Source organism: Rhizobium sp. WSM409 (assembly GCF_057653825.1).
This window is the reverse complement of sequence record NZ_JBYGKP010000003.1, coordinates 33,552-58,056: the sequence shown is the minus strand read 5'-3', so window position 1 is coordinate 58,056 and position 24,505 is coordinate 33,552. Positions and strand designations below refer to the sequence as shown.

At 62.4% G+C, this 24,505-nt stretch carries 19 protein-coding genes; 14 read left to right on the top strand and 5 right to left on the bottom strand.

Translation table 11 applies throughout. The annotated features are described in order from the left end of the window. Positions 1 to 57: 57 nt before the first annotated feature. The 9 genes from AC25BC_RS27730 (at position 58) to AC25BC_RS27690 (ending at position 13,198) form a co-directional block, all read left to right on the top strand. Positions 58 to 1,947: an ABC transporter ATP-binding protein gene (locus AC25BC_RS27730; RefSeq protein ID WP_128439084.1), complete on the top strand. Its 1,890-nt coding sequence runs from the start codon at positions 58 to 60 to the stop codon at positions 1,945 to 1,947. Further along, positions 1,947 to 3,854, top strand: a complete 1,908-nt coding sequence (locus AC25BC_RS27725; protein WP_128439085.1) for an ABC transporter substrate-binding protein — start codon at positions 1,947 to 1,949, stop codon at positions 3,852 to 3,854. Before AC25BC_RS27730 ends, AC25BC_RS27725 begins: the two co-directional genes overlap by 1 nt. A 3-nt stretch (positions 3,855 to 3,857) precedes the next feature. Then, entirely contained in the window at positions 3,858 to 4,856 is a 999-nt protein-coding gene (locus AC25BC_RS27720) for an ABC transporter permease (RefSeq protein ID WP_003553525.1), read from the top strand. After that, the gene (locus AC25BC_RS27715) at positions 4,856 to 6,028 is read left to right on the top strand and encodes an ABC transporter permease (protein ID WP_003553523.1); all 1,173 of its coding nucleotides are present in this window, start codon (positions 4,856 to 4,858) and stop codon (positions 6,026 to 6,028) included. The genes AC25BC_RS27720 and AC25BC_RS27715 overlap by 1 nt, the downstream gene beginning before the upstream one ends. A 96-nt stretch (positions 6,029 to 6,124) precedes the next feature. After that, positions 6,125 to 7,333, top strand: a complete 1,209-nt coding sequence (locus tag AC25BC_RS27710) for a glycosyltransferase family protein (RefSeq protein ID WP_003553521.1) — start codon at positions 6,125 to 6,127, stop codon at positions 7,331 to 7,333. A 9-nt stretch (positions 7,334 to 7,342) separates the two neighbouring features. Further along, positions 7,343 to 8,590 (top strand): glycosyltransferase, encoded by a 1,248-nt coding sequence (locus tag AC25BC_RS27705; RefSeq protein ID WP_128439086.1) that lies wholly within the window; start codon positions 7,343 to 7,345, stop codon positions 8,588 to 8,590. Beyond that, complete coding sequence (locus AC25BC_RS27700) at positions 8,587 to 9,732, top strand: glycosyltransferase family protein (RefSeq protein ID WP_128439087.1); 1,146 nt, start codon at positions 8,587 to 8,589, stop codon at positions 9,730 to 9,732. Before AC25BC_RS27705 ends, AC25BC_RS27700 begins: the two co-directional genes overlap by 4 nt. 182 nt (positions 9,733 to 9,914) lie before the next feature. Next, on the top strand, positions 9,915 to 12,629 hold the full coding sequence (locus AC25BC_RS27695) for an ABC transporter transmembrane domain-containing protein (RefSeq protein ID WP_012763549.1): 2,715 nt from the start codon (positions 9,915 to 9,917) through the stop codon (positions 12,627 to 12,629). A gap of 101 nt (positions 12,630 to 12,730) precedes the next feature. Further along, positions 12,731 to 13,198, top strand: a complete 468-nt coding sequence (locus AC25BC_RS27690) for a cyclic nucleotide-binding domain-containing protein (protein ID WP_012763550.1) — start codon at positions 12,731 to 12,733, stop codon at positions 13,196 to 13,198. A gap of 7 nt (positions 13,199 to 13,205) precedes the next feature. Here the strand turns inward: AC25BC_RS27690 and AC25BC_RS27685 are convergent, their stop codons facing one another. The 3 genes from AC25BC_RS27685 to AC25BC_RS27675 all read right to left on the bottom strand — a co-directional run bounded on the left by AC25BC_RS27685 (position 13,206) and on the right by AC25BC_RS27675 (position 15,418). Next, entirely contained in the window at positions 13,206 to 13,496 is a 291-nt protein-coding gene (locus AC25BC_RS27685) for a type II toxin-antitoxin system RelE/ParE family toxin (protein WP_128439088.1), read from the bottom strand. Further along, a complete protein-coding gene (locus AC25BC_RS27680) occupies positions 13,493 to 13,957 on the bottom strand; it encodes a hypothetical protein (RefSeq protein ID WP_128439089.1) in 465 nt (154 codons plus the stop codon). The genes AC25BC_RS27685 and AC25BC_RS27680 overlap by 4 nt, the downstream gene beginning before the upstream one ends. A 129-nt stretch (positions 13,958 to 14,086) precedes the next feature. Further along, entirely contained in the window at positions 14,087 to 15,418 is a 1,332-nt protein-coding gene (locus tag AC25BC_RS27675; RefSeq protein ID WP_128439090.1) for an MFS transporter, read from the bottom strand. A gap of 379 nt (positions 15,419 to 15,797) precedes the next feature. On the opposite strand from AC25BC_RS27675, the gene cyoA reads away from it, so the two are divergent. The 5 genes from cyoA to AC25BC_RS27650 are packed head-to-tail and all read left to right on the top strand — an operon-like array spanning position 15,798 to position 20,831. Beyond that, positions 15,798 to 16,973: a ubiquinol oxidase subunit II gene (cyoA, locus tag AC25BC_RS27670; RefSeq protein ID WP_128439091.1), complete on the top strand. Its 1,176-nt coding sequence runs from the start codon at positions 15,798 to 15,800 to the stop codon at positions 16,971 to 16,973. 42 nt (positions 16,974 to 17,015) lie between these two features. Continuing rightward, the gene (gene cyoB / locus AC25BC_RS27665) at positions 17,016 to 19,019 is read left to right on the top strand and encodes a cytochrome o ubiquinol oxidase subunit I (protein ID WP_128439092.1); all 2,004 of its coding nucleotides are present in this window, start codon (positions 17,016 to 17,018) and stop codon (positions 19,017 to 19,019) included. Positions 19,020 to 19,024: 5 nt separating this feature from the next. Next, the gene (gene cyoC, locus AC25BC_RS27660) at positions 19,025 to 19,645 is read left to right on the top strand and encodes a cytochrome o ubiquinol oxidase subunit III (RefSeq protein ID WP_025397699.1); all 621 of its coding nucleotides are present in this window, start codon (positions 19,025 to 19,027) and stop codon (positions 19,643 to 19,645) included. Then, positions 19,642 to 20,043, top strand: a complete 402-nt coding sequence (cyoD, locus tag AC25BC_RS27655) for a cytochrome o ubiquinol oxidase subunit IV (RefSeq protein ID WP_003553502.1) — start codon at positions 19,642 to 19,644, stop codon at positions 20,041 to 20,043. The genes cyoC and cyoD overlap by 4 nt, the downstream gene beginning before the upstream one ends. Next, positions 20,040 to 20,831, top strand: a complete 792-nt coding sequence (locus AC25BC_RS27650; RefSeq protein ID WP_128439093.1) for an SURF1 family protein — start codon at positions 20,040 to 20,042, stop codon at positions 20,829 to 20,831. Before cyoD ends, AC25BC_RS27650 begins: the two co-directional genes overlap by 4 nt. A 6-nt stretch (positions 20,832 to 20,837) precedes the next feature. On the opposite strand, the gene AC25BC_RS27645 is transcribed toward AC25BC_RS27650, so the two are convergent. Continuing rightward, a complete protein-coding gene (locus tag AC25BC_RS27645; protein ID WP_128439094.1) occupies positions 20,838 to 22,766 on the bottom strand; it encodes a hybrid sensor histidine kinase/response regulator in 1,929 nt (642 codons plus the stop codon). A gap of 68 nt (positions 22,767 to 22,834) precedes the next feature. Beyond that, the gene (locus AC25BC_RS27640; protein ID WP_128439095.1) at positions 22,835 to 24,241 is read right to left on the bottom strand and encodes an FAD/NAD(P)-binding protein; all 1,407 of its coding nucleotides are present in this window, start codon (positions 24,239 to 24,241) and stop codon (positions 22,835 to 22,837) included. Positions 24,242 to 24,505 lie beyond the last annotated feature (264 nt).

Sequence of the window (24,505 nt, the reverse complement as noted above, 5' to 3'; positions counted from 1 at the left end):
TTGCGGTACGATAGTGTGACTTAACGGGAACATAGAAGACTGGGGAATTTCATTGGCATGGCGTCTGCAGCGGATCTGTTGCGTATTGAAAATCTCGACGTCTCCTTCTCGGTTTTCGGTGACCGGTTACGGGTCGTAAAACAAGCCAATCTTCGCATTCTTCCGGGTAAGGTCACCGCTCTCGTCGGTGAATCCGGCTCGGGAAAATCGGTGATCAGCCAGTCGATCATGGGGATCCTGCCCAATCCGGCCAAGGCCACGGGCAGCATCCTGTTCACCGATCCGCTCGACGGCTCCACGACCGATATCCTGTCCTTTCCGCGCGACAGCGAGGAAATGCGCGACCTGCGTGGCCGGCGCATGGCGACGATCTTCCAGGAGCCGATGACCTCGCTCTCGCCGCTGCACACGATCGGCAACCAGATCAGCGAAGTGCTGCTGATCCACACCGAAGCCGACAAGCGGGAAGCCCGTGAAAAGACCGAGGAGATGCTCGGCCTGGTCGGCTTTTCCAACCCCCATCGCACCTACGACATGTACCCGTTCGAACTGTCCGGCGGCATGCGCCAGCGCGCGATGATCGCCATGGCGCTGATCTGCAAGCCGGCGCTGCTGATCGCCGACGAGCCGACAACGGCGCTCGACGTGACGATCCAGGCGCAGATCCTCGAATTGCTCCGCGAGCTGCAGGCCAAGCTCGGCATGGCGATGCTGCTCATCACCCACGATCTCGGCATCGTCGCCAACATGGCCGACGAGGTGGTCGTCATCTATCACGGCGAGATCATGGAAGCAGGACCGGTCGAGGCGATCTTCCGCAATCCGCAGCATCCCTATCTCAAGGGCCTGATGGCCGCCGTTCCGCATTTCGACATGAAACCCGGCGAGCGGCTGAAAGCGCTGCGCGATGTAACGGTCAATCTCGAAGCCCTGGTCGGCAAGAAGAAGCCGCTGCAGGCGGAGGCGCCGGGCATCCTGCTGTCCGTCGCCAACCTCTCGAAGACCTACAAGACGCGCAAGCGCAGTTTCTTCGGCAAGCATGAAGCCACCGTCCTGCGGGCCGTCGACGACGTCAGCTTCGACATCCGGCGCGGCGAATGTCTGGGCCTGGTCGGCGAGTCCGGTTGCGGCAAGACGACGCTCAGCAAGATCCTGATGCGCGCCATCACCCCGGATAGCGGCGCGGTGGTGTTTAACGACGGCAAGGAGGTCGTCGACGTCCTCTCCGTCAAGGGCTCCGAACTGCAGGACATGCGCACCAAGATCCAGATGGTGTTCCAGGACCCGGTCTCCTCGCTCTCGCCGCGCATGACGGTGCGCAACATCCTGAGTGAACCGCTCGAGATCCATGACCGCGGCGACAGCGACGAGCGCAAGCGCAAGGTCGAGGGGTTGATGGCGGCGATCGGCCTCGACAAGCGTTATCTCAGCCGTTACCCGCACAGTTTTTCGGGCGGTCAGCGCCAGCGCATCGGTATCGCGCGCGCACTCGCGCTCGGCCCGAAGCTCGTCATCCTCGACGAGCCGGTCTCGGCGCTCGACGTCTCCGTGCAGGCGCAGATCCTCAATCTGTTGAAGGACCTGCAGAAGGAACTGGGGCTTACCTATCTGTTCATTTCGCACAATCTCGCCGTCGTCGATTACATGGCCGACCGCATCGCGGTGATGTGCAAGGGCCGCATCGTCGAGATCGCGCCGCGCGAGATCATCCTGCGCGATCCAGTGCACCCCTATACGAAATCGCTGCTCGCCGCCGTCCCCTTCCCCGATCTCGACCGGCCGCTCGATTTCAAGGCGCTCAGGGAAAACGGCGCCGCCGACAAGCAGAACTGGGGCGTGACCTTCACCGCCGAGCACGACGACGCTTCCGAGCTTGCCTATGCCGACCTCGGCGACGGCCATCTGGTGCGCGCCCGCAAGGGCGCCGATATCAGGGAGTTGCGCTGATGGTGACGCGTCGCGTCTTTCTCGGCGGCCTCGTCGGTGCTGCGATCGCGCCCGCGGTGCTTCGCGCCGGACAGGCCAGCGAGCCGGAATTCCTCAAGGAGCGGCTGACATCAGGCAGCCTGCCGCCGATGGCCGAGCGCATTCCCGCCCGCCCGCGTATCGTCAATCTCAAGGAGATGGGGCTCGAACCCGGTGCCTACGGCGGTACGGTGCGCACCATTATCGGCAGCCAACGCGACATCCGCTTCATGACGATCTACGGCTATGCCCGCCTGGTCGGCTACAACAAGCACCTGCAGTTCCAGCCGGACATCCTGGCTTCCTTCCAGTCCGAGGACGACACGGTCTTCACCTTCACGCTGCGCGAGGGCCATAAATGGTCCGACGGCCAGCCGTTCACGGCCGACGATTTCCGCTACTGGTGGGAAGACGTCATCCTGAACGACAAGCTGACGCCCGGCGGCGGCGCGCTGGAGCTTCGTCCGCACGGCAGCCTGCCGCGCTTCGAAATGCTCGATCCGCTGACCGTGCGCTACACCTGGGAAAAACCCAACCCGATGTTCCTGCCGACGCTGGCCGGGCCGCAGCCGCTCGTCATCTTCGGCCCCGGTCATTATCTCAAGCAGTTCCACAAGAAATTCCAGCCCGACCAGGCGAAGATGGACGAGATGATGAAGACCTACCGCGTCAAGAAGTGGCAGGATCTGCACATCAAGATGGCGCGTTCCTACCGTCCGGAAAATCCGAACCTGCCGACGCTCGATCCCTGGCGCAATACGACGCCGCTGCCGTCCGAGCAGTTCGTCTTCGAGCGTAACCCGTTCTTCCACCGCGTCGACGAGACCGGCAGGCAGCTTCCCTATCTCGACCGTTTCATCCTCAACGTCTCTTCCTCGTCGATCATCGCCGCCAAGGCCGGCGCGGGCGAAGCCGACCTGCAGGTAACCGGCATCGATTTCAACGACTACACCTTCCTGAAGGAGGCCGAGAAGCGCTTCCCGGTGAAGGTCAATCTCTGGAAGCTCGCGCGCGGCTCGCGCATCACGCTGCTGCCGAACCTCAACTGTGCCGACGAGGTATGGCGCGGCCTCTTCCGCGACGTGCGACTGCGCCGCGCTCTGTCGCTGGCGATCGACCGGCACGAGGTCAACATGGTGGCCTTTTACGGCCTCGGCACGCCAAGCGCCGACACCGTCCTGCCCGACAGCCCGCTCTTCAAGCAGGAATATGCCGACGCCTTCGTGAAGTTCGATCCCGACGAAGCCAACCGTCTGCTCGACGAGCTCGGCTTGACCAAACGCGGCGACGACGGCATGCGGCTTCTGCCCGACGGGCGGCGCGCCGAGATCACCGTCGAGACCGCCGGCGAGAGCAATCTCGACACCGACGTGCTGGAGCTGGTGCACGACCACTGGGCCAATATCGGCCTGGCGCTTTATACCCGGACCTCGCAGCGCGACGTCTTCCGCAACCGCGCCATGAGCGGTTCGATCATGATGTCGATCTGGTACGGCCTCGACAATGGCGTGCCGACGGCCGACATGTCGCCGGCCGGCCTTGCGCCGACGCTCGACGATCAGCTGCAATGGCCGCTCTGGGGCATGCATTACCTTTCCGCCGGCCAGGAGGGGGTCGCACCGGATCTGCCTGAGGCAGCGGAATTGGTCGAGCTGCTCAGCCAATGGGGCTCGACGGCGAAATTCGAGGAGCGCCAGGTGATCTGGCACAAGATGCTGGCGCTCTACACGCAGCAGGTGTTCTCGATCGGCCTCATCAACAGCACGCTGCAGCCCGTTCTTTGCGCCGCCAAACTGCAGAACCTGCCGGAGAAAGCGCTCTACGGCTTCGATCCCACCTCCTATCTCGGCGTCTACATGCCGGATGCATTCTGGTACAAGGAGGCCTGAGGCGTGCTCAGATACATTCTCTGGCGCATCGCCGCCATGGTGCCGACACTCTTCGTCATTTCGGCGCTGGTCTTCACCATCATCGAACTGCCGCCCGGCGACTTCTTCGAGAGCCAGATCGCCGAGCTGCGTGCCTCCGGCGAGACCGCCAACCTCCAGGAAATCGAGGAGATGCGCCAACAATACGGCTTCGACAAGCCGGAGATCGTGCGCTATTTCTACTGGGTCGGCGGCATGCTGCACGGCGATTTCGGCTATTCCTTCGAATACCAGCTGCCGGTCTCCGACGTCGTCGGCGATCGTCTCTGGCTGACGATGCTCGTCTCCTTCACGACGATCCTGCTCACCTGGCTGATCGCCTTTCCGATCGGCATCTATTCGGCCACGCACCAGTACAGCTGGGGTGATTACGGGCTGACCTTCCTCGGCCTGCTCGGCATCGCCGTTCCAAACTTCATGCTGGCGCTGATCCTGATGTATTTCGCCAATATCTGGTTCGGCATCTCGATCGGCCATCTGATGGACCAGCAATATATCTCGGCGCCGATGAGCTGGGAGAAGGCGCGGTCGATCCTCTCTCACCTGTGGATCCCCGTGATCATCGTCGGCACGGCCGGCACGGCCGGCATGATCCGGCGGCTGCGCGCCAACCTGCTCGACGAGATGCAGAAGCAGTATGTCGTCACCGCCCGCGCCAAGGGCCTGCCGCCGCTGAAGGCGCTGGTCAAATACCCGCTGCGCATGGCGCTCAACTTCTTCGTCGCCGATATCGGCTCGATCCTGCCGTCGATCATCTCGGGCGCCGAGATCGTCGCGATCGTGCTGTCGCTGGAAACGACGGGGCCGATGCTCATCAAGGCGCTGCAGAGCCAGGACATGTATCTGGCCGGCTCCTTCCTGATGTTCCTGGCCTTCCTCAACGTCATCGGCGTGCTGATCTCCGACATCGCGCTCGGCTTCCTTGATCCCCGCATCCGTCTGCAAGGCAGGAGCACCAAATAATGTCGCCCCTTCCCGCACCCGGCGCGCCGCTTCCGCACTACGTCTCGACCGCTCCTTTCGATCCGCTTGCGACCGAATCGATGACGTCGGCGCAATCGCGCATCCATCTCGCCTCGCAAAAGCAGCTGATGTGGTGGAAATTCAAGCAGCACAAGCTCGCCTTGATCTCCGGCATCTTTCTCGCCGCCGTCTACCTGATGATCCTGATCGTCGAGTTCCTGGCGCCCTACGGCCTGCACACGCGTAACGTCGATTTCATCCACGCGCCGCCGCAGGCCGTCCATTTCTTCGACAAGGGCAGCTTCGTCGGTCCCTTCGTCTACGGCCGCGGCATGACGCTCGATCTCGACACGCTGCACCGCGTCTATTCCGACAGGCCGAACGACGTGCAGCCGATCCGTTTCTTCTGCCGCGGCGATGCCTATAAATTCTGGGGTCTCGTCACGTCGAACTATCATCTGGTCTGCCCGGCGATCGGCGGCCAGATGTTCCTGCTCGGCACCGACCGGCTCGGCCGCGACGTGCTCTCGCGCATTCTTTACGGCGCGCGGATATCGCTGACGATCGGTCTGATCGGCATTTCGATCAGCTTCGTGCTCGGCATCGTCATCGGCGGCCTTGCCGGTTATCGCGGCGGCGTCTTCGATCTCATCGTCCAGCGCCTGATCGAAGTGCTGCAATCGCTGCCGAGCCTGCCGCTGTGGATGGCGCTGGCTGCCATCATGCCGGTGACCTGGAGCCCGATCGTCATCTATTTCGGCATCACCGTCATCCTCGGCATCATCGACTGGACGGGGCTCGCGCGCGCCGTGCGCTCCAAACTCCTGGCGCTGCGCGAGGAGGATTATGTCCAGGCCGCACAGCTGATGGGCGCCAGCACGCCGCGCATCATCGGCCGGCATCTGGTGCCGGGCTTCATGTCGCATCTCATTGCTTCGGCGACGATTTCAATCCCCGGCATGATCCTTGGGGAGACCGCGCTCTCCTTCCTCGGCCTCGGCCTTCGTCCGCCGATCACCAGCTGGGGCATTCTGCTGACCGAGGCAAAAAGCGTCAGCGTCATCGCCTTCTATCCCTGGCTGCTCTATCCGATCATTCCTGTTGTTCTTGTCATTTTGGCGTTCAACTTTCTGGGAGACGGCTTGCGTGACGCGGCAGATCCCTACAAATAGCAGGAAACGCGGCGGCGCATCACCGCACCGCCCCCACCTCTTGGCCTCCGGACGGTGGGGTTACTAACTATGTTGCTGACCCCAGAAGGGATGCCCATGTCCAGACGTCTCGAAGATGCGCGCATCCTCATGTACAGCCACGACACCTTCGGTCTCGGCCATCTGCGCCGCTGTCGCGCCATTGCCCATGCGCTGGTCGAGGATTATCGCGGCCTCAATATTCTGATCATTTCGGGTGCCACCATCGCCGGCGCCTTCGACTACCGCGCCCGTGTCGACTTCGTGAAGATCCCGAGCGTCATCAAGCTCCGCAACGGCGAATATACCTCGCTCGCCAGCCATATCGACCTGCACGAGACGCTGAAGATGCGCGAATCGAGCATTCGCCACACGGCCGAGACCTTCCAGCCCGATATCTTCATCGTCGACAAGGAACCGATGGGATTGAAGGGTGAGGTCGAGGATACGCTCGCCTATCTCAAGGCCCGCGGCACCGTCCTGGTGCTGGGGCTGCGCGAGATCATGGACGCGCCGCATCTGCTCGAGGCCGAGTGGAAGAAGAACAGCGTCATGCAGAAGATCGACCAGTATTACGACAGCGTCTGGGTTTACGGTCCGCCGGATTTCTACGATCCGCTGATCGGCCTCGACGTCCCGGCCAGCCTGCGCCGGAAGATGGATTTCGTCGGCTTCCTGCAGCGCAGCGTCTCCAAGGGCAAGACCTCGATCAACGCCCGCAAGGACAATTACATCCTCGTCACCACAGGCGGCGGCGGCGACGGCTCCGATCTCGTCCATGACGTCATGAACGCCTACGAGGCCGATCCGACGCTGACGCAAAAGGCGCTCGTCGTGCTCGGGCCCTATATGCCGGCCGCCGAGCGCGCCAAGCTGGTGCAGAAGGGCGAAGCCATCTCCTATATCGAGGTGATCGAGTTCGACAACCACATGGAAGAGCTGATCGACGGCGCGACCGGCGTCGTTGCCATGGGCGGTTATAACACCTATTGCGAGATCCTCTCCTTCGACAAGCCGGCCCTCATCGTGCCGCGCGTCAAGCCCCGCGAAGAGCAGCTGCTGCGCGCCCTGCGGGCAAGCGAGCTCGGCCTCGTCGACATGCTGCTGCCGGATCAGTCGGTCGACCCCACGATCATGGCCGAAGCGCTGAAGCGTCTGCCTTCGCGCCAGCCGCCGTCGAAGAGCGGCGGCAATATGCGTCTCGAAGGGCTGGACCATATCTCGCAGACCGTCGGCCGTTGGATCGACGGCCGCGGCAGCCACCTTTCCCTCGTCGGCGCGGAATAGGGCACAGCCTTGCCGCCACGCCGCAAGATCCTCGTCGTGCTGAAGGGCTATCCCCGCCTTTCGGAAACCTTCATTGCCCAGGAGCTGCTCGGCCTCGAAAAGGCCGGCTTCGACCTGACGCTGATTTCCATGCGCCGGCCGACCGACAAGAAGCGCCATCCCGTGCATGACGAGATCCGGGCGCGTGTCGTCTATTTGCCGGAATATCTGCACGAGGAGCCGATCCGCGTGCTGAAGGGCCTCATCGCCGGCCTCTCCAAACCCGGCTTCCAGGCACTGATGAAACGCTTCCTCGCCGACTTCGTGCGCGACATCTCCCGCAACCGCTTCCGCCGTCTCGGCCAGGCGCTGGTGCTGGGGCGCGAATGGCCGGACGAGGGCGAATGGCTGCATGCCCATTTCATCCACACGCCGGCCTCGGTGACGGAATATGCGAGCATCCTCACGGGCACGCCCTGGACCTGTTCGGCGCATGCCAAGGACATATGGACGTCGCCAGACTGGGAGCTGAACGAGAAACTCGGCAGCGCACGCTGGACCGTCACCTGCACCAGGACGGGCTACGACCACATGCGCACGCTGACGTCACGCAAGGACGCCGTGCATTTGAGTTACCACGGTCTCGATCTCGCCCGCTTCGGCCACTTTGCCGGTGAGCGGTCGGACCGGACCGGCAGCGACCCCGACGATCCGGCCTTCATCCTCAGCGTCGGCCGCGCCGTCGAGAAGAAGGGTTACGACGTGCTGCTGCGCGCACTGGCGCTGTTGCCCGCCGAGCTTCACTGGCGCATGGACCATATCGGCGGCGGCGAGGAGCTTGCGAAACTGAAGGCGCTGGCCGCCGAACTCGGGATCTCCGGCCGCATCGTCTGGAAGGGCGCCATGGCCCAGGAAGACGTGCTCGATCATTACCGCCGCGCCGACCTCTTCGCGCTTGCCTGCCGGATCGCCGCCAACGGCGACCGCGACGGCCTGCCGAACGTCCTGGTCGAGGCCTCCAGCCAGCGGCTGGTCTGCCTGTCGACCGAAGTATCCGGTGTGCCGGAACTGCTGAGGAACGGTGAAAACGGCCTCGTCGTACCGCCAGACGACCCGGCGAAGCTCGCCGCAGCGCTGGAGGCGGCGATCCGCGACCCGGCACTGCGCAAGCGTCTCGGCGATGCCGCCGAACGCCAGGTGCGCCAATATTTCGACTATCACTCCAGCATCAGACAGCTCACCGGCCTGTTCGAGGCCGAATGGCAGAAGGCGTCATGACGGCACCGCGTATCTTCTTCTACGTCCAGCACCTGCTCGGCATCGGTCACATCGCCCGCGCCAGCCGCATCGCCAACGCGCTGATCAACGACGGTTTCGACGTCACGGTCGTGACCGGCGGCCTGCCGGTGCCGGGCTTTCCGGGCGAAGGCGTAAAGACCGTGGCCCTGCCGGCGGTCGTTGCCAGCAATGCCGGTTTTTCCGGTCTCGCCGATGCCGATGGCCGGCCGGCCGACGAGGATTTCCTCCATGCCCGCCGCCAGCTGCTACTCGATGCCTTTCATGCCGCAAGGCCCGATGTCGTCATCATCGAAGCCTTCCCGTTTGGCCGGCGACAGATGCGCTTCGAACTGCTGCCGCTGCTCGAGGCGATCGACAAGGCAGAACCGCGGCCGAAACTTCTAAGCTCGGTGCGCGACATCCTGCAGGAAAACCGCAAGGCCGGCCGCGACGCGGAGACCGCCACGCTGGTCAAGGATCATTTCGATGCCGTGCTCGTCCATGGCGATCCCGATTTCGTCAGGCTTGAGGACACCTTTCCGCTGACGTCAGAGATCGCCGACAGGCTGCGTTATACCGGCCTCGTCGCAGCCCCGCCGGCGCCCGAACCGACCGAGACATTCGACATCATCGCATCGGCGGGCGGCGGCGCGGTCGGCGCCGCGCTGATCGGCGCGGCAAAGGCGGCGGCAGCGCTGCTGCCCGACGATCTTCGCTGGCTGCTGGTCGCAGGCCCGAACCTGCCCGAGGCCGATTTCGCCGCGCTGCTGGAGGGCGTGGGCCCGAATGTGACGCTGGTGCGCTTCCGCAAGGATTTTCCCTCGCTGCTTCGCGGCGCCAAGGTGTCGATCTCGCAGGCAGGCTACAACACGGTCGGCGACCTGCTGCGCACCCAATGCCGGGCGATCCTCATTCCCTTCGTCGCCGGCGGCGAGACCGAGCAGACGGTGCGCGCCGAACGGCTGCAGGCGCTCGGCCTTGCCGATATCCTGCCGGAAACCGGACTGACGGCGGGCCATGTGAAAGAGGCGGTCGAAAAGGCGCTCGCCGCTCAGCCACGGGGGCCGGTCTCGCTCGACCTCGACGGGGCGGAGAAAACCGCCTCCATCATTCGCTCCATGATTGCCGAATCCCTCGCCTAATCGAAAATTCCTGTGGTATAAGCAATGTTCCGGCGAGAATCGGCACTTTTGCAGCCGGTCCTTTCGCCTTGTTTTCATTGCGATATCGGCGGTCCGGCTGCATGATCCTGTCCTTAGAATTCCTCCCCGCCCCGGCGCCCGGATCGCGCCCCCGGAATTTCCCAGCAAGCTGACGGTTAGCCATGGAAAAAAGCCTCGCCCGCTACATCTGGAAGAACACGCGGCTGCAGCAGCTGTGGATTCTGGCTGTCGTCGCCGCCTCGATGGTGCCCTACTTCCTGTCCTTCGACCTGCCGAAGCAGATCGTCAACGGACCGATCCAGGGTGACGGCTTCGAGGGCCCGGGCGCGACGCAGACCTTCATGCACATTGCCTACGACCTGCCTCTGATCGGCCATGTCGAATTCTTTCAAGGGTTGCAGCTCAACCGCTTCCAGATGTTGATGGCCCTCAGCCTGGTGTTTCTGGCGCTGGTGGTGCTGAACGGCCTCTTCAAGTTCTACATCAACACCTATAAGGGCCGGCTCGGCGAGCGCATGCTGCGCCGTATCCGCTTCGAGCTGATCGACCGGGTGCTGCGTTTTCCGCCCATTCACTTCAAGCGGGTAAAATCGGCCGAAATCGCCACCATGATCAAGGACGAGGTGGAGCCGATGGGCGGCTTCACCGGCGATGCCTTCGTCTCCCCTGCCCTTCTCGGCGGCCAGGCGATCACGGCGCTCGCCTTCATCATCGTCCAGAATTTCTGGCTCGGCATGATCGCCGCCGGCATCGTCGGCGTGCAGGCGATCGTCATTCCGCGCATGCGCAAGCGCCTGCTCGAACTCGGCCGCCAGCGGCAGCTGACGGCGCGCGAGCTCTCCGGTCGCGTCGGCGAAATCGTCGAGGGCATCGGCACGATCCACGGCAACGACACATCCAACCTCGAACGCGCCGACATCGCTTCGCGGCTCGGCCGGATCTTCTCGATCCGCTACGACCTTTACCAGTGGAAGTTCCTGGTGAAGTTCATCAACAATTTCCTCGCCCAGGTCACGCCTTTCCTGTTTTACGCGATCGGCGGCTATCTGGCGCTGCAGGGCCGGCTCGACATCGGCCAGCTGGTCGCCGTCATATCAGCCTACAAGGACCTGCCCGGTCCGCTGAAGGAACTGATCGACTGGGACCAGATGCGCCAGGACGTGCAGGTGAAGTACCAGCAGGTCTACGAGCAGTTCAATGTCGAGCCGCTGATCGACAGCCGCATTCAGGAACTCGCAACCGCCCCGGTCGGCGCGCTGACGGGCGCGTTCGTGGTCACCAACCTGTCGCTCTCAGACGACAGCGGCGCCCGCCTCGTCGACCACGTCTCCGTCGAGATCAAGCCGAACGAGACGGTGGCGATCGTCGGGCCGAACGGAAGCGGCGCGGAAGCCTTCGCCGAAGCGCTCGGCCGCATGGTCTGGCCGGACTCCGGCCGCATCACCATCGACGGCCGCGATCTCCTCGAGATGCCGGAATCGATCACCGGCCGGCGCATCTCCTATGCCTCGTCCGACACCTTCTTCTTCCACGGCACGCTCGCCAGCAATCTGCTCTACGGCCTGAAACATGCGCCGATGACCGATCCGGTTTACGACGAGCGGGAAGCGCTGGAGTATAAATGGCATTCCGCCGAGGCGGAGAAGGCCGGCAACCCGACGCTCGACCTCAACAGCGACTGGGTGGACTACAAGGCCGCCGGCGCCAGCGGGCCCGAGGACATTCTAAAAGCGATCCGCCCGGTGCTCGACGCCGTCCTGATCTCGCAGGACATCCTCGATCTGGCGCTGCGCTCGACCGTCAACACCGACGTGCATGTGGCGCTCGGCGACCACGTCGTGGCGCTACGCGCCTCGCTCAGGGACCGGCTGCGCGACGAGGGGCTCGACACCATCGTCGTGCCTTTCGATTTCGATGCCTATAACGCCCAGGCGACGGTCGGCGAGAACCTGCTCTTCGGCACGATGAAGCGGCCTTTGATGACCAACCGCAGGCTTGCCGCGCATCCCTATTTCCAGCAGCTCTTCCGTGAGACCGGGCTTAGCACCGATCTCTACGACATGGGCCTCGAGATCGCCGAGAACGCGGTGGAACTCTTCCACGACCTGCCGCCGGACCATCCTTTCTTCCAGCAGCTGACCTTCATGACGGCCGACGACATTCCGACCTACCAGGCGCTGCTGCAGAAGCTGCAAAGCCGCCGCTTCGAGGACGCCACGCCCGAGGAGCGTTCGGCCATCATCCGGCTGAGTTTTGCCTATATCGAGCCGCGCCACCGCTTCGGCTTGCTGACGAACGAGCTGATGGACAAGATCGTCAGCGCCCGCAAGCAGTTCCACGAGCATATTCCAGCCGATCTTGCCGAACTGATCGAGCGCTACGATGCCGAGCGTTTCACGCCGTCGGCAAGCCTGATGGACAATGTGCTGTTTGGCCGTATCGCCTATCAGCAGGCCGACGCCTCCGACCGCCTCCGCGGCATCATGGGCGAACTCTTCGACGCGCTCGATCTTTATGACGACGTGCTGTCGATCGGCCTCGAATTCGACGTCGGCTCCGGCGGCAAACGGCTGACCATGGTGCAGCGGCAGAAGCTGAACCTGGCCCGCGCGCTGTTGAAGCGCTCGGATTATTTCATCTTCAACCGGCCGCTGTCGGCGCTCGACCAGCGCGTTCAGGATCAGATCACCCGCAACATCATCGAGAACCTGCACGAGGAAGGCCATCGGCCGGCGATCATCTGGGTGCTCTCCAATGCCCGGCTGGCAGAGATGTTCGACCGGATCCTGCTCTTCGACCGCGGCGGATTGGCGGAAGCCGGAAACTTTCCGGAACTTTCCGAGAAAAACGGGATGTTCAAGGAACTGTTATCGTAATATTCTATAGGGGCGGCGATGGTGGGTGTTCCCGATGGGAACGCCTCGGAGTTTGAAGATGCCTGGTCCTGTGGACCCTGCATCAGGGGATTGAAACGCTCATGCTGTTGAGAGACGAAGTCGAAATGCTGCGAAGGGTGCCGATCTTTTCAAGGATCGCGCCAGCAAAGCTCAAGCTTTTGGCCTTTACCTCCGATCGCATGACCTACAAGGCCGGGCAGGACCTCTTCCATCAGGGCGATGTCGGTGATGCCGCCTATGTCATCCTCACGGGTACGGCCGATATCGTCGTCGCCTCGCCGGCGGGCGAGATCAAGGTCGCAGATGTCGAACCCAATTCCATCGTCGGCGAAATCGCCATTCTCTGCGATGTCTCGCGCACGGCAACGGTGCGCGCCACCTCGCCGCTCGAAGTGCTGCGCATCAGCAAGGAGCACTTTCTGAAGCTGCTCAGCGATTTTCCGGAGATGGCCGTGGAAATCATGCGGGTGCTGGCCGACCGCCTGAACCACACCACGGCGGAACTGACCGCGGCCCGGGCGGCGAAACAGCCGCAAATGGCGCAGTAATACCCATTCAGCGTTTCGGCGGCCGTTGCTGGGCACCATGGAGAAGGCGCAAAATTTCTACCTTCTGTGCGTTTCTGTCGATGCGATAGATCAGCAGAAATGCAGTGCGCGGAATGACCAATTCCCGCGTTCCGTCGAGACGGCCACCGCGTCCTGCTTCGGGATGATCGCCAAGTATTTGGGCTTGATGTCGGATGACATCATCCAATGCGATTGCAGCCTTTGGATTTTCAGCAAAGATGTGCCGGATCTGACCTTCCCGATCCAGGAGAGCCTGCTGCAGCCACTTGACGATCAAGAAGGCTTATCTCCGGATTCCAACTGCGCGAACAGTTCGGCCCGAAGCTTGTCCATTCGCTCTTCGGCCTCCTGCGCACTTATCCAGACAGCGTTCGGATCATCGGCTTCCCGGATCGCCTCCTCGACCTGTTTGCGGAACCACTTGTCGTATTCCGCCGCCTTATGAGTACGACGCAGAGCTGCTGCCCGATCCGGCCGCGATGCAATCCCCGGAGCATAATCGGCCGCGTCGACTTCGAACCGCGAGATGCCGACACCCTTGAGATAAGACACCAAGGTATCCATGCGCTTGAACACGCGCACCTGCCGGCTGCGTTGGGCGGCAAGCGGGCGCTCGACCTTGCCGTATCGGATGACGACGGACCAGCCGCCGGTCTTGCCAACGACATGCACGGCATCGACCGATCCTGCTTCGACAAGGCGCGAAAGGGTCGAATGATCGATGGTTTCTGCGGTCATGGCATATCCTCGTTCAGGCCGATACGGATAGGCATTTAATTATAGATTGCAATGCATTCAATAATTAGAACCGCGCTGCCCGAAAACGAAAGCCTGCATGGTTTTCCATAGGCCGGTATGCAAGTCCGTCTATTCGCGCTGTTCCAGTGCCCTGCTGAAGGCGAGGGCTGCAAGCGTGCAGATGGCGCCGGACAGCAGGTAGTAGCCGACGAAGGTCAGGCCGAAGCGGCTGGAAAGGCTGAGCGCCACCAGCGGCGCAAAACCGGCGCCGATCAACCAGGCAAGATCCGAGGTGAAGGCTGCACCCGTATAGCGATAGCCGCGGCCAAAGCGGGACGAGATCGAGCCCGTCGCCTGGCCGAAGGAAAGGCCGAGCACGCCGAAGCCGATGATGACGAAAGCGTCATGGCCGCTATTGCCGGATGCAATCAGGCTCGGCCCGATAAAGCTGAAGACGGCAATGATGACGGCGCAGATTGCAAGCTGGGCGCGCCGGCCGATACGATCGGCGATCAGGCCCGAGGCGATGATGGTGACGATGCCGACCGCGGCGCCGACCACCTGCACCACCATGAAGGCGCCGATCGGCTGGTTGCCGTAAAGGCTCATCCAGCCGAGCGGGAAGATGGTGACGAGGTGGAACATGGCAAAACTCGCGAGCGGCACGAAGGCGCCGATCAGGATGTCGCGGCCGTGAACGCGCAGCACATCGAGGATGGGGGCTGCTTCCAGCTCGTGCTGTTCCAGCAGCGTGCCGAATTCCTTGGTCATGACGAGGCGCAACCGCGCAAACAGCGCCACGACGTTGATCGCGAAGGCGACGAAGAAGGGATAACGCCAGCCCCAGGAGAGGAAATCCTCACTGGAAAGATTGGCGACGAAATAACCGAACAGGGTGCTGGCCAGCGCAAAGCCGATCGGCGCACCGAGCTGCGGGATCATCGCATACCAGCCGCGGTGCTTGGCCGGCGCGTTGAGCGCAAGCAGCGAGGCAAGGCCGTCCCAGGCGCCGCCGAGCGCGAAGCCCTGGCCGAGACGGAAAAGCGCCAGCAATGCGATCGACCAGGCGCCGATCTCCTCGTAACCCGGCAGGAAGGCGATCGAGGCGGTGGAGCCGCCGAGCAGGAAGAGCGCGATCGTCAGCTTGGTGCCGCGGCCGTACAGCCGGTCGATCGTCATGAAGACGACGGAGCCGACGGGGCGGGCCAGGAAGGCCAGCGAGAAGATGGCGAAGGAATAGAGCGTACCCGTCAGCCTGTCCGGCGCGAAGGGGAAGATCAGCTGTGGAAAGACCAGGACCGAAGCGAGGCCGTAAACGAAGAAATCGAAGAATTCCGACATGCGGCCGATCACCACGCCGATGGCGATACTACCAGGCGAAACCGGTTTGTCGTCGTGAATGCGCCGCGCGTCGCGTTCCAGCGACGACGACGATGGTCCATAATTCGATGTTGTAGCCATAAAACGCCTCCCTCGTTGAAGCGCTTTCGGCAAGGCGCCTCAGCCTGATCTTGATCAAACCTGCAGGCTTATCAAGTCCGTAAGACGTAAATAGTTCATCATGGCGGCTCAAAATGAGGCGTGGGCGGAAAAAATAGCGTGATCCGACCGGCGATTTTCGGATGGGAACGCTGGCATGGCCGGCTCTGGCGGATATATTGATTGAAACATGCGCTCGCCAAAGAATCCTTCTTGATCTCATCAGGATTTCAAAGCTGTAGTGCAACACGATTTATGCCGCAATGCGGCATGCTTGCTGCACTGCGACCAAACACCTCATGTCGCTATCAGGTCCAGTGCGTTAGTCGCGGAACGAACGAAACAACAAGAGCTTAGAGACGTGCTAAAACTCGTGAAGTTTTCCCGCCTTCTATCCGTCTTGCCGCTGCTTTTCCCGGCAGGATGCAACATGGTGGTCATGGCGCCATCAGGCGACATCGCCGCGCAACAGCGCGATCTCATCGTCATCTCGACGGTGCTGATGCTTTTGATCATCATCCCGGTGATCTTCCTGACGCTGTTCTTCGCCTGGCGCTACCGCCGCTCCAATACGGCCGCCACCTACGCGCCGGAATGGCACCATTCGACCCGCCTCGAAATCGTGATCTGGGCAGCGCCGCTGGCGATCATCATCGCGCTCGGCGCCGTGACCTGGATTTCCACCCATAAGCTCGATCCCTACCGCCCGCTCGACCGCCTCGATGCGGAGCGCGCCATTCCGGCCGATACCAAGCCGTTGAACGTCGAGGTCGTGGCGCTCGACTGGAAGTGGCTGTTCTTCTATCCCGATCTCGGCATCGCCACCGTCAACGAACTCGCTGCCCCGGTCGACATGCCGATCAATTTCAAGATCACTGCCTCCTCGGTGATGAATTCCTTCTATATCCCTGCCCTGGCCGGCCAGATCTATGCGATGCCCGGCATGGAGACGAAGCTGCACGCCGTCATCAACAAGCAAGGCGAATATGAAGGCTTCTCCGCCAACTACAGCGGAAGCGGCTTCTCGCATATGCGCTTCAAGTTCCACGGCCTTACCCAGGAGGGCTTTGACGCCTGGGTGGCGCAGGTCAAGCAGCAGGGCACGATGCTCAACCGCGACGCCTATCTGAAGCTCGAGAAGCCGAGCGAGAAGGAGCCGGTGCGTTATTATGCCGGCGCCGATGCCGACCTCTACAATGCCATCCTCAACATGTGCGCCGCTCCGGGCAAGATGTGCATGAACGAGATGATGCATATCGACATGATGGGCGGCGGCGGCAAGGAAAGTGCCGAGAACCGCGAGAAGCTGCGATACGACGACCGTCATGCCGACGAAGGCATCGTGGCGCCCGCCGCCACCGTGCCGGCGACCGGGGCTCCGGCACGCAGCGAGCCCGCCGAGCGGACCGACGGCAACAGCATGCAGCACGACATGCCCGGCATGCCCGGAATGGACATGCAGCATGAGGGTCATTCCATGCCCGGCATGAGCAATGGCGCCGATCCGGCGCCGGCGCAGCTCAACAACAACAATTAACCTGGCGCTTTGCGTCGCAAGACATAATGAACGGGTTGTTCCATGTTTTCCAATCCTGACCTCCTGAAGTTCGTCTTCGGCCGGTTGACCCTCGATGCCATCCCCTATCACGAGCCGATCCTAGTCGTGACCTTCATCGGCGTCGTCATCGGCGCCCTCGCGGTGCTCGGCATCATCACCTATTTCAAGTTCTGGGGTCCGCTCTGGCGCGACTGGATCTGCAGCGTCGATCACAAGAAGATCGGCATCATGTATGTGATCCTCGCCGTCATCATGCTGTTGCGCGGCTTCTCCGACGCGATCTTGATGCGCATCCAGCAGGCGATCGCCTTCAACGGTTCGGAGGGCTATCTGCCGCCGCACCATTACGACCAGGTCTTCACCGCCCACGGCGTCATCATGATCTTCTTCGTGGCGATGCCCTTCGTCACCGGTTTGATGAACTTCGTGGTGCCGCTGCAGATCGGCGCGCGCGACGTCTCGTTCCCCTTCCTCAACAACTTCTCGTTCTGGATGACCACCGCCGGCGCGATCATCATCATGCTGTCGCTGTTCATCGGCGAATTCGCCCAGACCGGCTGGCTCGCCTACCCGCCGCTGTCGGGCGCGGCCTACAGTCCGGGTGTCGGCGTCGACTACTATATCTGGGGTCTGCAGGTGGCCGGTGTGGGAACGACGCTTTCGGGCATCAACCTGATCGCCACCATCGTCAAGATGCGCGCTCCGGGCATGACCTTCATGAAGATGCCGGTCTTCACCTGGACGGCACTTTGCACCAACGTGCTCATCGTCGCCTCCTTCCCGATCCTGACGGCAACGCTGGCCCTCCTGTCACTCGACCGCTATGCCGGGACGAACTTCTTTACCAACGACCTTGGCGGCAATCCGATGATGTACATCAACCTCATCTGGATCTGGGGCCATCCGGAAGTCTATATCCTCGTGCTGCCGGCCTTCGGCATCTTCTCGGAAGTCGTCGCCACCTTCTCCGGCAAGCGCCTCTTCGGCTACGCCTCTATGGTCTACGCGACCTGCGTGATCATGATCCTCTCCTACATCGTCTGGCTGCACCACTTCTTCACGATGGGCTCGGGCGCCAGCGTCAACTCCTTCTTCGGCATCACCACGATGATCATCTCGATCCCGACAGGGGCGAAGATTTTCAACTGGCTCTTCACCATGTATCGCGGCCGCATCCGCTTTGAGGTGCCGATGCTGTGGACGGTCGGCTTCATGGTGACCTTCGTCATCGGCGGCATGACCGGCGTCATGCTTGCCGTGCCGCCGGCCGACTTCGTGCTGCACAATTCGCTGTTCCTCATCGCCCACTTCCACAACGTCATCATCGGCGGCGTTCTCTTCGGCATGTTCGCCGGCGTGAACTACTGGTTCCCGAAGGCCTTCGGCTTCAAGCTCGATCCCTTCTGGGGCAAGATGAGCTTCTGGTTCTGGCAGATCGGCTTCTGGTTCGCCTTCATGCCGCTCTACGTGCTCGGCCTGATGGGTGTCACCCGCCGCGTCAGCCAATTCGAGGACCCGTCGCTGCAGATCTGGTTCATCATCGCCGCCTTCGGCGTCGGCCTGATCGCGCTTGGCATCGCCGCCTTTCTCATCCAGATCGTCGTCAGCTTCATGAAACGCGAGGAATTGCGCGACGATAGCGGCGATCCCTGGGACGGCCGCACGCTGGAATGGTCGACATCCTCGCCGCCGCCGGATTACAACTTCGCCTTCACGCCTGTCGTGCACGATCATGACAGCTGGTACGACATGAAGAACCGTGGTTATGCGCGTCCGCTGGAAGGCTTCCGGCCGATCCATATGCCGAAGAATACCGGCACCGGCGCGATTCTGTCGGCCATCAGCGTCGCCCTCGCCTTCGGGCTGATCTGGTATATGTGGTGGCTGGTAGTCGTCTCCTTCGTCGCCATGCTGGTGGTCGCGATCGGTCATACCTTCAACTATGGACGCGATTTCCACATTCCCGCCGAAGAGGTGACCGAAACGGAAGGCAAGCGCACCGCGTTGCTTGCCGAGCAGGTGTGATGACCATGAGCGATCAGACTATCGACACGGCCGAAAAGCCTGAATTCTACCTGACGGAAGACCATCATCCTGAGAACAGCACCAATCTCGGCTTCTGGCTCTACCTGATGAGCGACTGCCTGATTTTCGCGGTGCTGTTTGCAACGCACGGCGTGCTCGGCCGCAACTATGCCGCCGGCCCGTCGCCTGCCGATCTCTTCGACCTGCCGATCGTTGCCCTCAACACCTCGATGCTGCTGTTTTCCTCGATCACCTACGGGTTTGCGATGCTGCAGATGGAGCGCAACGCCAAGGCGGAAACACTGTTCTGGCTTGGTGTGACCGGCCTGTTCGGCGCAGCTTTCATCGGGCTCGAACTCTACGAGTTCATCCACCTGATCCACGAAGGCGCCGGACCGACGCGCAGCGCCTTCCTCTCCTCCTTCTTCACCCTGGTCGGCACGCACGGACTGCACGTCACCTTCGGCATCATCTGGCTGATCACGCTGATGGTGCAGGTGTCGATGCACGGGTTGATCGAGGCCAACCGCCGCCGCCTGATGTGCCTTTCGATGTTCTGGCACTTCCTCGACGTCGTCTGGATCGGCGTCTTTTCCTTCGTCTATCTGCTGGGAGTTCTCGGATGAGTTCGCAAGCACCTGCCCACGAAGATGCCCACGAGGCTCATCACGGCCACAGCCACGGCCATCAGGCCGGCCATGGCACATTCCGCAGCTACATGACGGGCTTCGTGCTCTCCATCATCCTGACCGCCATTCCCTTCTGGCTGGTCATGTCAGGCGTCTTCGAAAGCCCGGCGGTGACGGCGGTGCTGGTGATGGGCCTCGGCGCGATCCAGATCGTCGTCCATATGATCTTCTTCCTGCACATGAATACCAGGAGCGAGGGCGGCTGGACGATCATGGCGCTGATTTTCACCCTTATCATCGTTGCCATCGCGCTCTCCGGTTCGCTCTGGGTCATGCATCATCTCAACACCAACATGATGCCGATGAGCCCCGAGATGATGAAGAACATGCCGTGACGACGACGAAGGGGCGGCGGCAGCGCCACCCGCAGGCGTCCTCGGAAAAATCGGATCGACGGCGTCATCGGGCAAAACGCGCGATCTTCGCCGTCTGCCTGATAATGCTTGCTGCGGCACTCGCAGCACTCGGCACCTGGCAGGTCGAGCGGCTGGCCTGGAAACGCGACCTCGTCGCCCGCGTCGACCAGCGTGTGCATGCACCACCCGTGAAGGCACCGGCACGCGCCGACTGGAACAAGATCAATGCCGCTGATGACGAATACCGGCAGGTGACCGCCGCCGGGATGCTGGCGAATGACAAGGAAACACTGGTCTATGCCTCGACGGTGCTTGGGCCGGGCTATTGGGTGATGACGCCGCTGATGCTGACCGATGGCACATCGATCCTCGTCAATCGCGGCTTCGTGCCGACCGAGAGGCGCGACCCGGCCTCGCGCCGCGAGGGCGAAGTGTCAGGCCCGGTCGAGATTACCGGGCTGATGCGGATGACGGAGCCGAAGGGATCGCTGCTCAAATCCAATGACGTCGCCACTGATCGCTGGTATTCGCGCGATGTCGCGGCGATCGCGCAAAAGCGCGGCGTCGGAACGGTCGCGCCCTATTTCATCGACGCTGATGCGACCGCCAATTCGGGAGGCCTACCTGTCGGCGGCCTGACCGTCATCGCTTTCCCCAACAACCATCTCCTCTACGCGATCACCTGGTATGGGCTGGCGGCGATGGTGCTGGCATTGCTGGTGTTCATTCTTCGCGGCGAGAGGGCCACTCGCATAAGGCAGCAGTGATCGTCCCTATGAAGCGACCCGGCTGATCGCCTCGGCGAGCTGCGCCTGCGAGAACGGCTTGCCGAGGCGTGGCAGATTGGCAATGCCGGCGCCTTCTGGGATTTCAGCGTAACCGGTAGCGAGGATGATCGGCATGTCGGGCCAATCCTTGCGGATCGCCTCAGCGAGCTGCGCGCCGGTCATGCGCGGCATGGCATGGTCGCAAATCACCAGGTCCACCTGCTGCTCGCGCAGGATGTCGAGCGCTTCGGGACCCGCCATCGCCTCGAACACGGTATGGCCGAGATCCTCCAGCATCAGCGTCGTATTCATCAGGACCAGACCATCGTCGTCGACGGCGACGATGCGTAGCCGGCGCGGCGCATTTTCCACCTGCTGCGGCCGCTCGGCAGCGGCCTCGGTCACCTGTTCGGCAAGTGCGACCGGGAACCACAATTCGGCCGTCGTGCCTTCGCCGAGGCTGCTCTTCATCATCAGGCGGCCACCGGACTGGGATGCAAGCCCCTGCACCATGGAAAGGCCGAGACCAGTGCCCTTGCCGACCCCCTTGGTGGTGAAGAACGGCGTGATCGCCTGCTCCAGCGTCTTGGCGTCCATGCCCTCGCCTTCATCGATCACCGCGATACGGACGTAGCGGCCAGGCGACAACGGTCCCTTGCCTGATGGCAGCGATTCCTCGGATGCGCGAAGCACAATCCGGCCGCCGGACGGCATGGCGTCGCGGGCGTTGACGACAAGGTTCAGGATCGCCATCTCCAGCTGGTTCGGATCGGTCACGATCGTCGGCAGCCTGACGGGGAAAGAAGTCTCGATCATGGTGAGGGGACCGAGCGAACGGCTCAGCATATCCATCATCCCGCGGACCAGACCGGAGACGTCGATCGGCTCCATGTGCAGTTCCTGGCGGCGGGAAAAGGCCAGCATGCGCTGCGTCAGCGCGGCACCGCGCTGGGCGCCCTGCATGGCATTATCAACAAGCGATGTCAGCGAGAGATCCTGCGGCATGCGTTTCTTGAGGATTTCGAGGCTGCCGAGGACAGCCATCAGCAGATTGTTGAAATCATGGGCGATACCACCGGTCAACTGACCGATCGCCTCCATCTTCTGCGACTGGAAGAGCTCTTCGCGCGCCTGCTCCAGTGCCCGCTGGGTCTCCATCTTCTCGGTGATATCGCGGGTGATCTTCGCAAAACCCAACACATCGCCTTCCTCGTCGCGGATGGCGTCGATGACGATGCTGGCCCAGAAACGGGTGCCGTCCTTGCGCACGCGCCAGCCCTCCCTCTCGAACCGGCCCTCGGCGCGCGCGATGCCGAGCGCGGTCTCCGGCAGACCGGCTTCGCGGTCTTCGGGAGTATAGAAGGTCGAGAAATGCTGACCGATAATTTCCTGCGGCCGATAGCCCTTGATCCGCTCGGCGCCGAAGTTCCAGCTGCTGACCTTGCCCACGGGATCGAGCATGTAGATCGCATAGTCCGAGACGCCCTGGACCAACCGGCGGAACTGTTCCTCGCTCTGGCGGATCGCGTTTTCGGCGGCCCGGCGTTCGGTCAGGTCGCGGGTGATCTTGGCATAGCCGATCAGCTCGCCGGATGGACGGCGGATCGGATCGATGACCACATGCGCCCAGAAGCGGCTGCCATCCTTGCGCCGGCGCCAGCCTTCTCCCTCGAACCGGCCGTGCTCCTCGGCCGTGGCCAGCGCGCGCTGCGGTAGCCCCGCGGCACGGTCCTCTTCCAGATAGAAACGCGAAAAATGCTCGCCGAGAATTTCGGAAGGCTTGTAACCTTTGAAGCGCTGGGCGCCGGCGTTCCAGCTGGTGACAATGCCTTCGGGGCTCAGCATATAAATAGCGTAGTCGGTGATGGCATCGACCAAAAGGCGAAAGCGTCCCTCTTCGTCGAGAGACGTGTCATGTCGATCTAGCACTTCCATCTGCCCCTCTGAGTCACCAGCGCTTTATAACGCAGCACGGGGCGGATAGTTCCGAAGCAGCCCTAATTTCAAACGGCCTTGACCTGTGGGTAGAACCGCTCGCCAACGCGCTCGGCAGCGGCATAGGCCTGCGAGACGATCTCCGGCACAAGATCGATATCGGGCAGGCTGCCGAGGCCGAGCGGCCCGACGGCAAAGAGCCCGGCCACCGTCGAACCGTCCTCAAGGAAGGGTTCGCCGCGCGCATTGACCGCGAGCCCGAGCGATAGCTCGTCCGGCATGGCAAGGCCAGCGGAAAGCAGGCTCTGCATCAAGGGCGCTGAAAGGTCCGGCGCCTGGCAGCGGCAATCGATGATGCGCTCGGAATGGATGACCTCTTCTCCGGCGGAACCGGCCGGCGTAAAGAACAGGCCGCTCAGGCCCCGGCGGCCGGCCCGGCCGCGGCGCAGTACCGTGCGGCCTTCGGCGAGCTCGCGTTTCAGGCGCAGGTGCATGGCCTCCGGCAGGCGGTTGCGATGGCTGTCGTAGATTGCCCTGAGGTGGCGGTTGAATTGATGCTTGTCGCGGGCCGGCAGCGAGCGCCAAAGCGAGCGGGCATGTTTTCTGAGGCCGTTCATCACCGATTGCCAGCTTCGCCCGGCTTCCTCCGCCTCGCGACAGGCTTCACGGATGAAGCGGACGATCTCCGGCAGGCTCTGCGGCAGCGCTTCGGCCGGGAAGACCGGATCGGCGGAATTCGGCGTATGGCTCTGCGGCAGGAAGCCGCGCCGCGAAACGATCGTCACCTGGCCGGCATAACCGGAATCGCGCAGCTGCAGCAGCTGGTCGACGACGCGGATGCCGCTGCCGAGCAGCACCGCATGTGGCCGCGCGACGAGGCGCTGGGCCCTGACCGGCGAAGCGTCCTCACCGCCGGCATCGGGCGCCGTCAGCCCGTAGCCGGTGGCGAGGATGACGGTATCGAACAGCGGATTGGCGGGATTGGCGCTTTCGAGCAGGAAGCGGTTGCCGTGGCTCCTGCGGATCGCCACGACCGGATCGTTGCAGACCTGGACGGTGATGTCCCTGCGCGCGGCCAGTGCTTCCGAAAAGCGCTGGTAGACATAATCGCTGAAGATCTCCTTCGGCACGAAGATCTGCCGGAATCCGGGGATGGCGGCCGGCACGGCGGCGCGGAAAGCGGCGTTGCTGCAGAGCCAGTCGTTGAAATCGTCATTGTCGCCGACCGAGACCGAGAGATCCCGGACACGGGTGTTGAGGATCGTCGAGGAACGCACCGAGGCCAGCGCCTGCCCACCGCTGACCGACGAATTCGGATCGAACAGCTGGAGGTGGAAGGGGGCGCGCACTGTCTTCATCAATGCGATGGCCGTCATCATCCCGGAAAAGCCGCGCCCGACGATCGCAATGCGCGGCACGGCTGATATCTGCGCCGCCGCATTGGCTCTGGCGGAAAAAAGTCCCTGAACCGTCATCGCAACTCCTTTGCGGCTTCATCCGCACCCTGGGTCGATCGAGGTTTCAACGCGTAAAACAGTGGTTCACGCGTTGATGAGGTTCATGCGGCCATGCACAACACCTGCCGCGGCATCGGGCTCCGAACCAGCGGCCCCGCAACGAAACTAGGGGAGCAAGCACGCTCGTCCATAGTCTATCAAACTGGTAGTGTATGAAAGCGCTAAATGGCGCAGGTGGCAAGAGGTTTGTTGCCACTTATCTGCAAGATATTGAAATAAAAC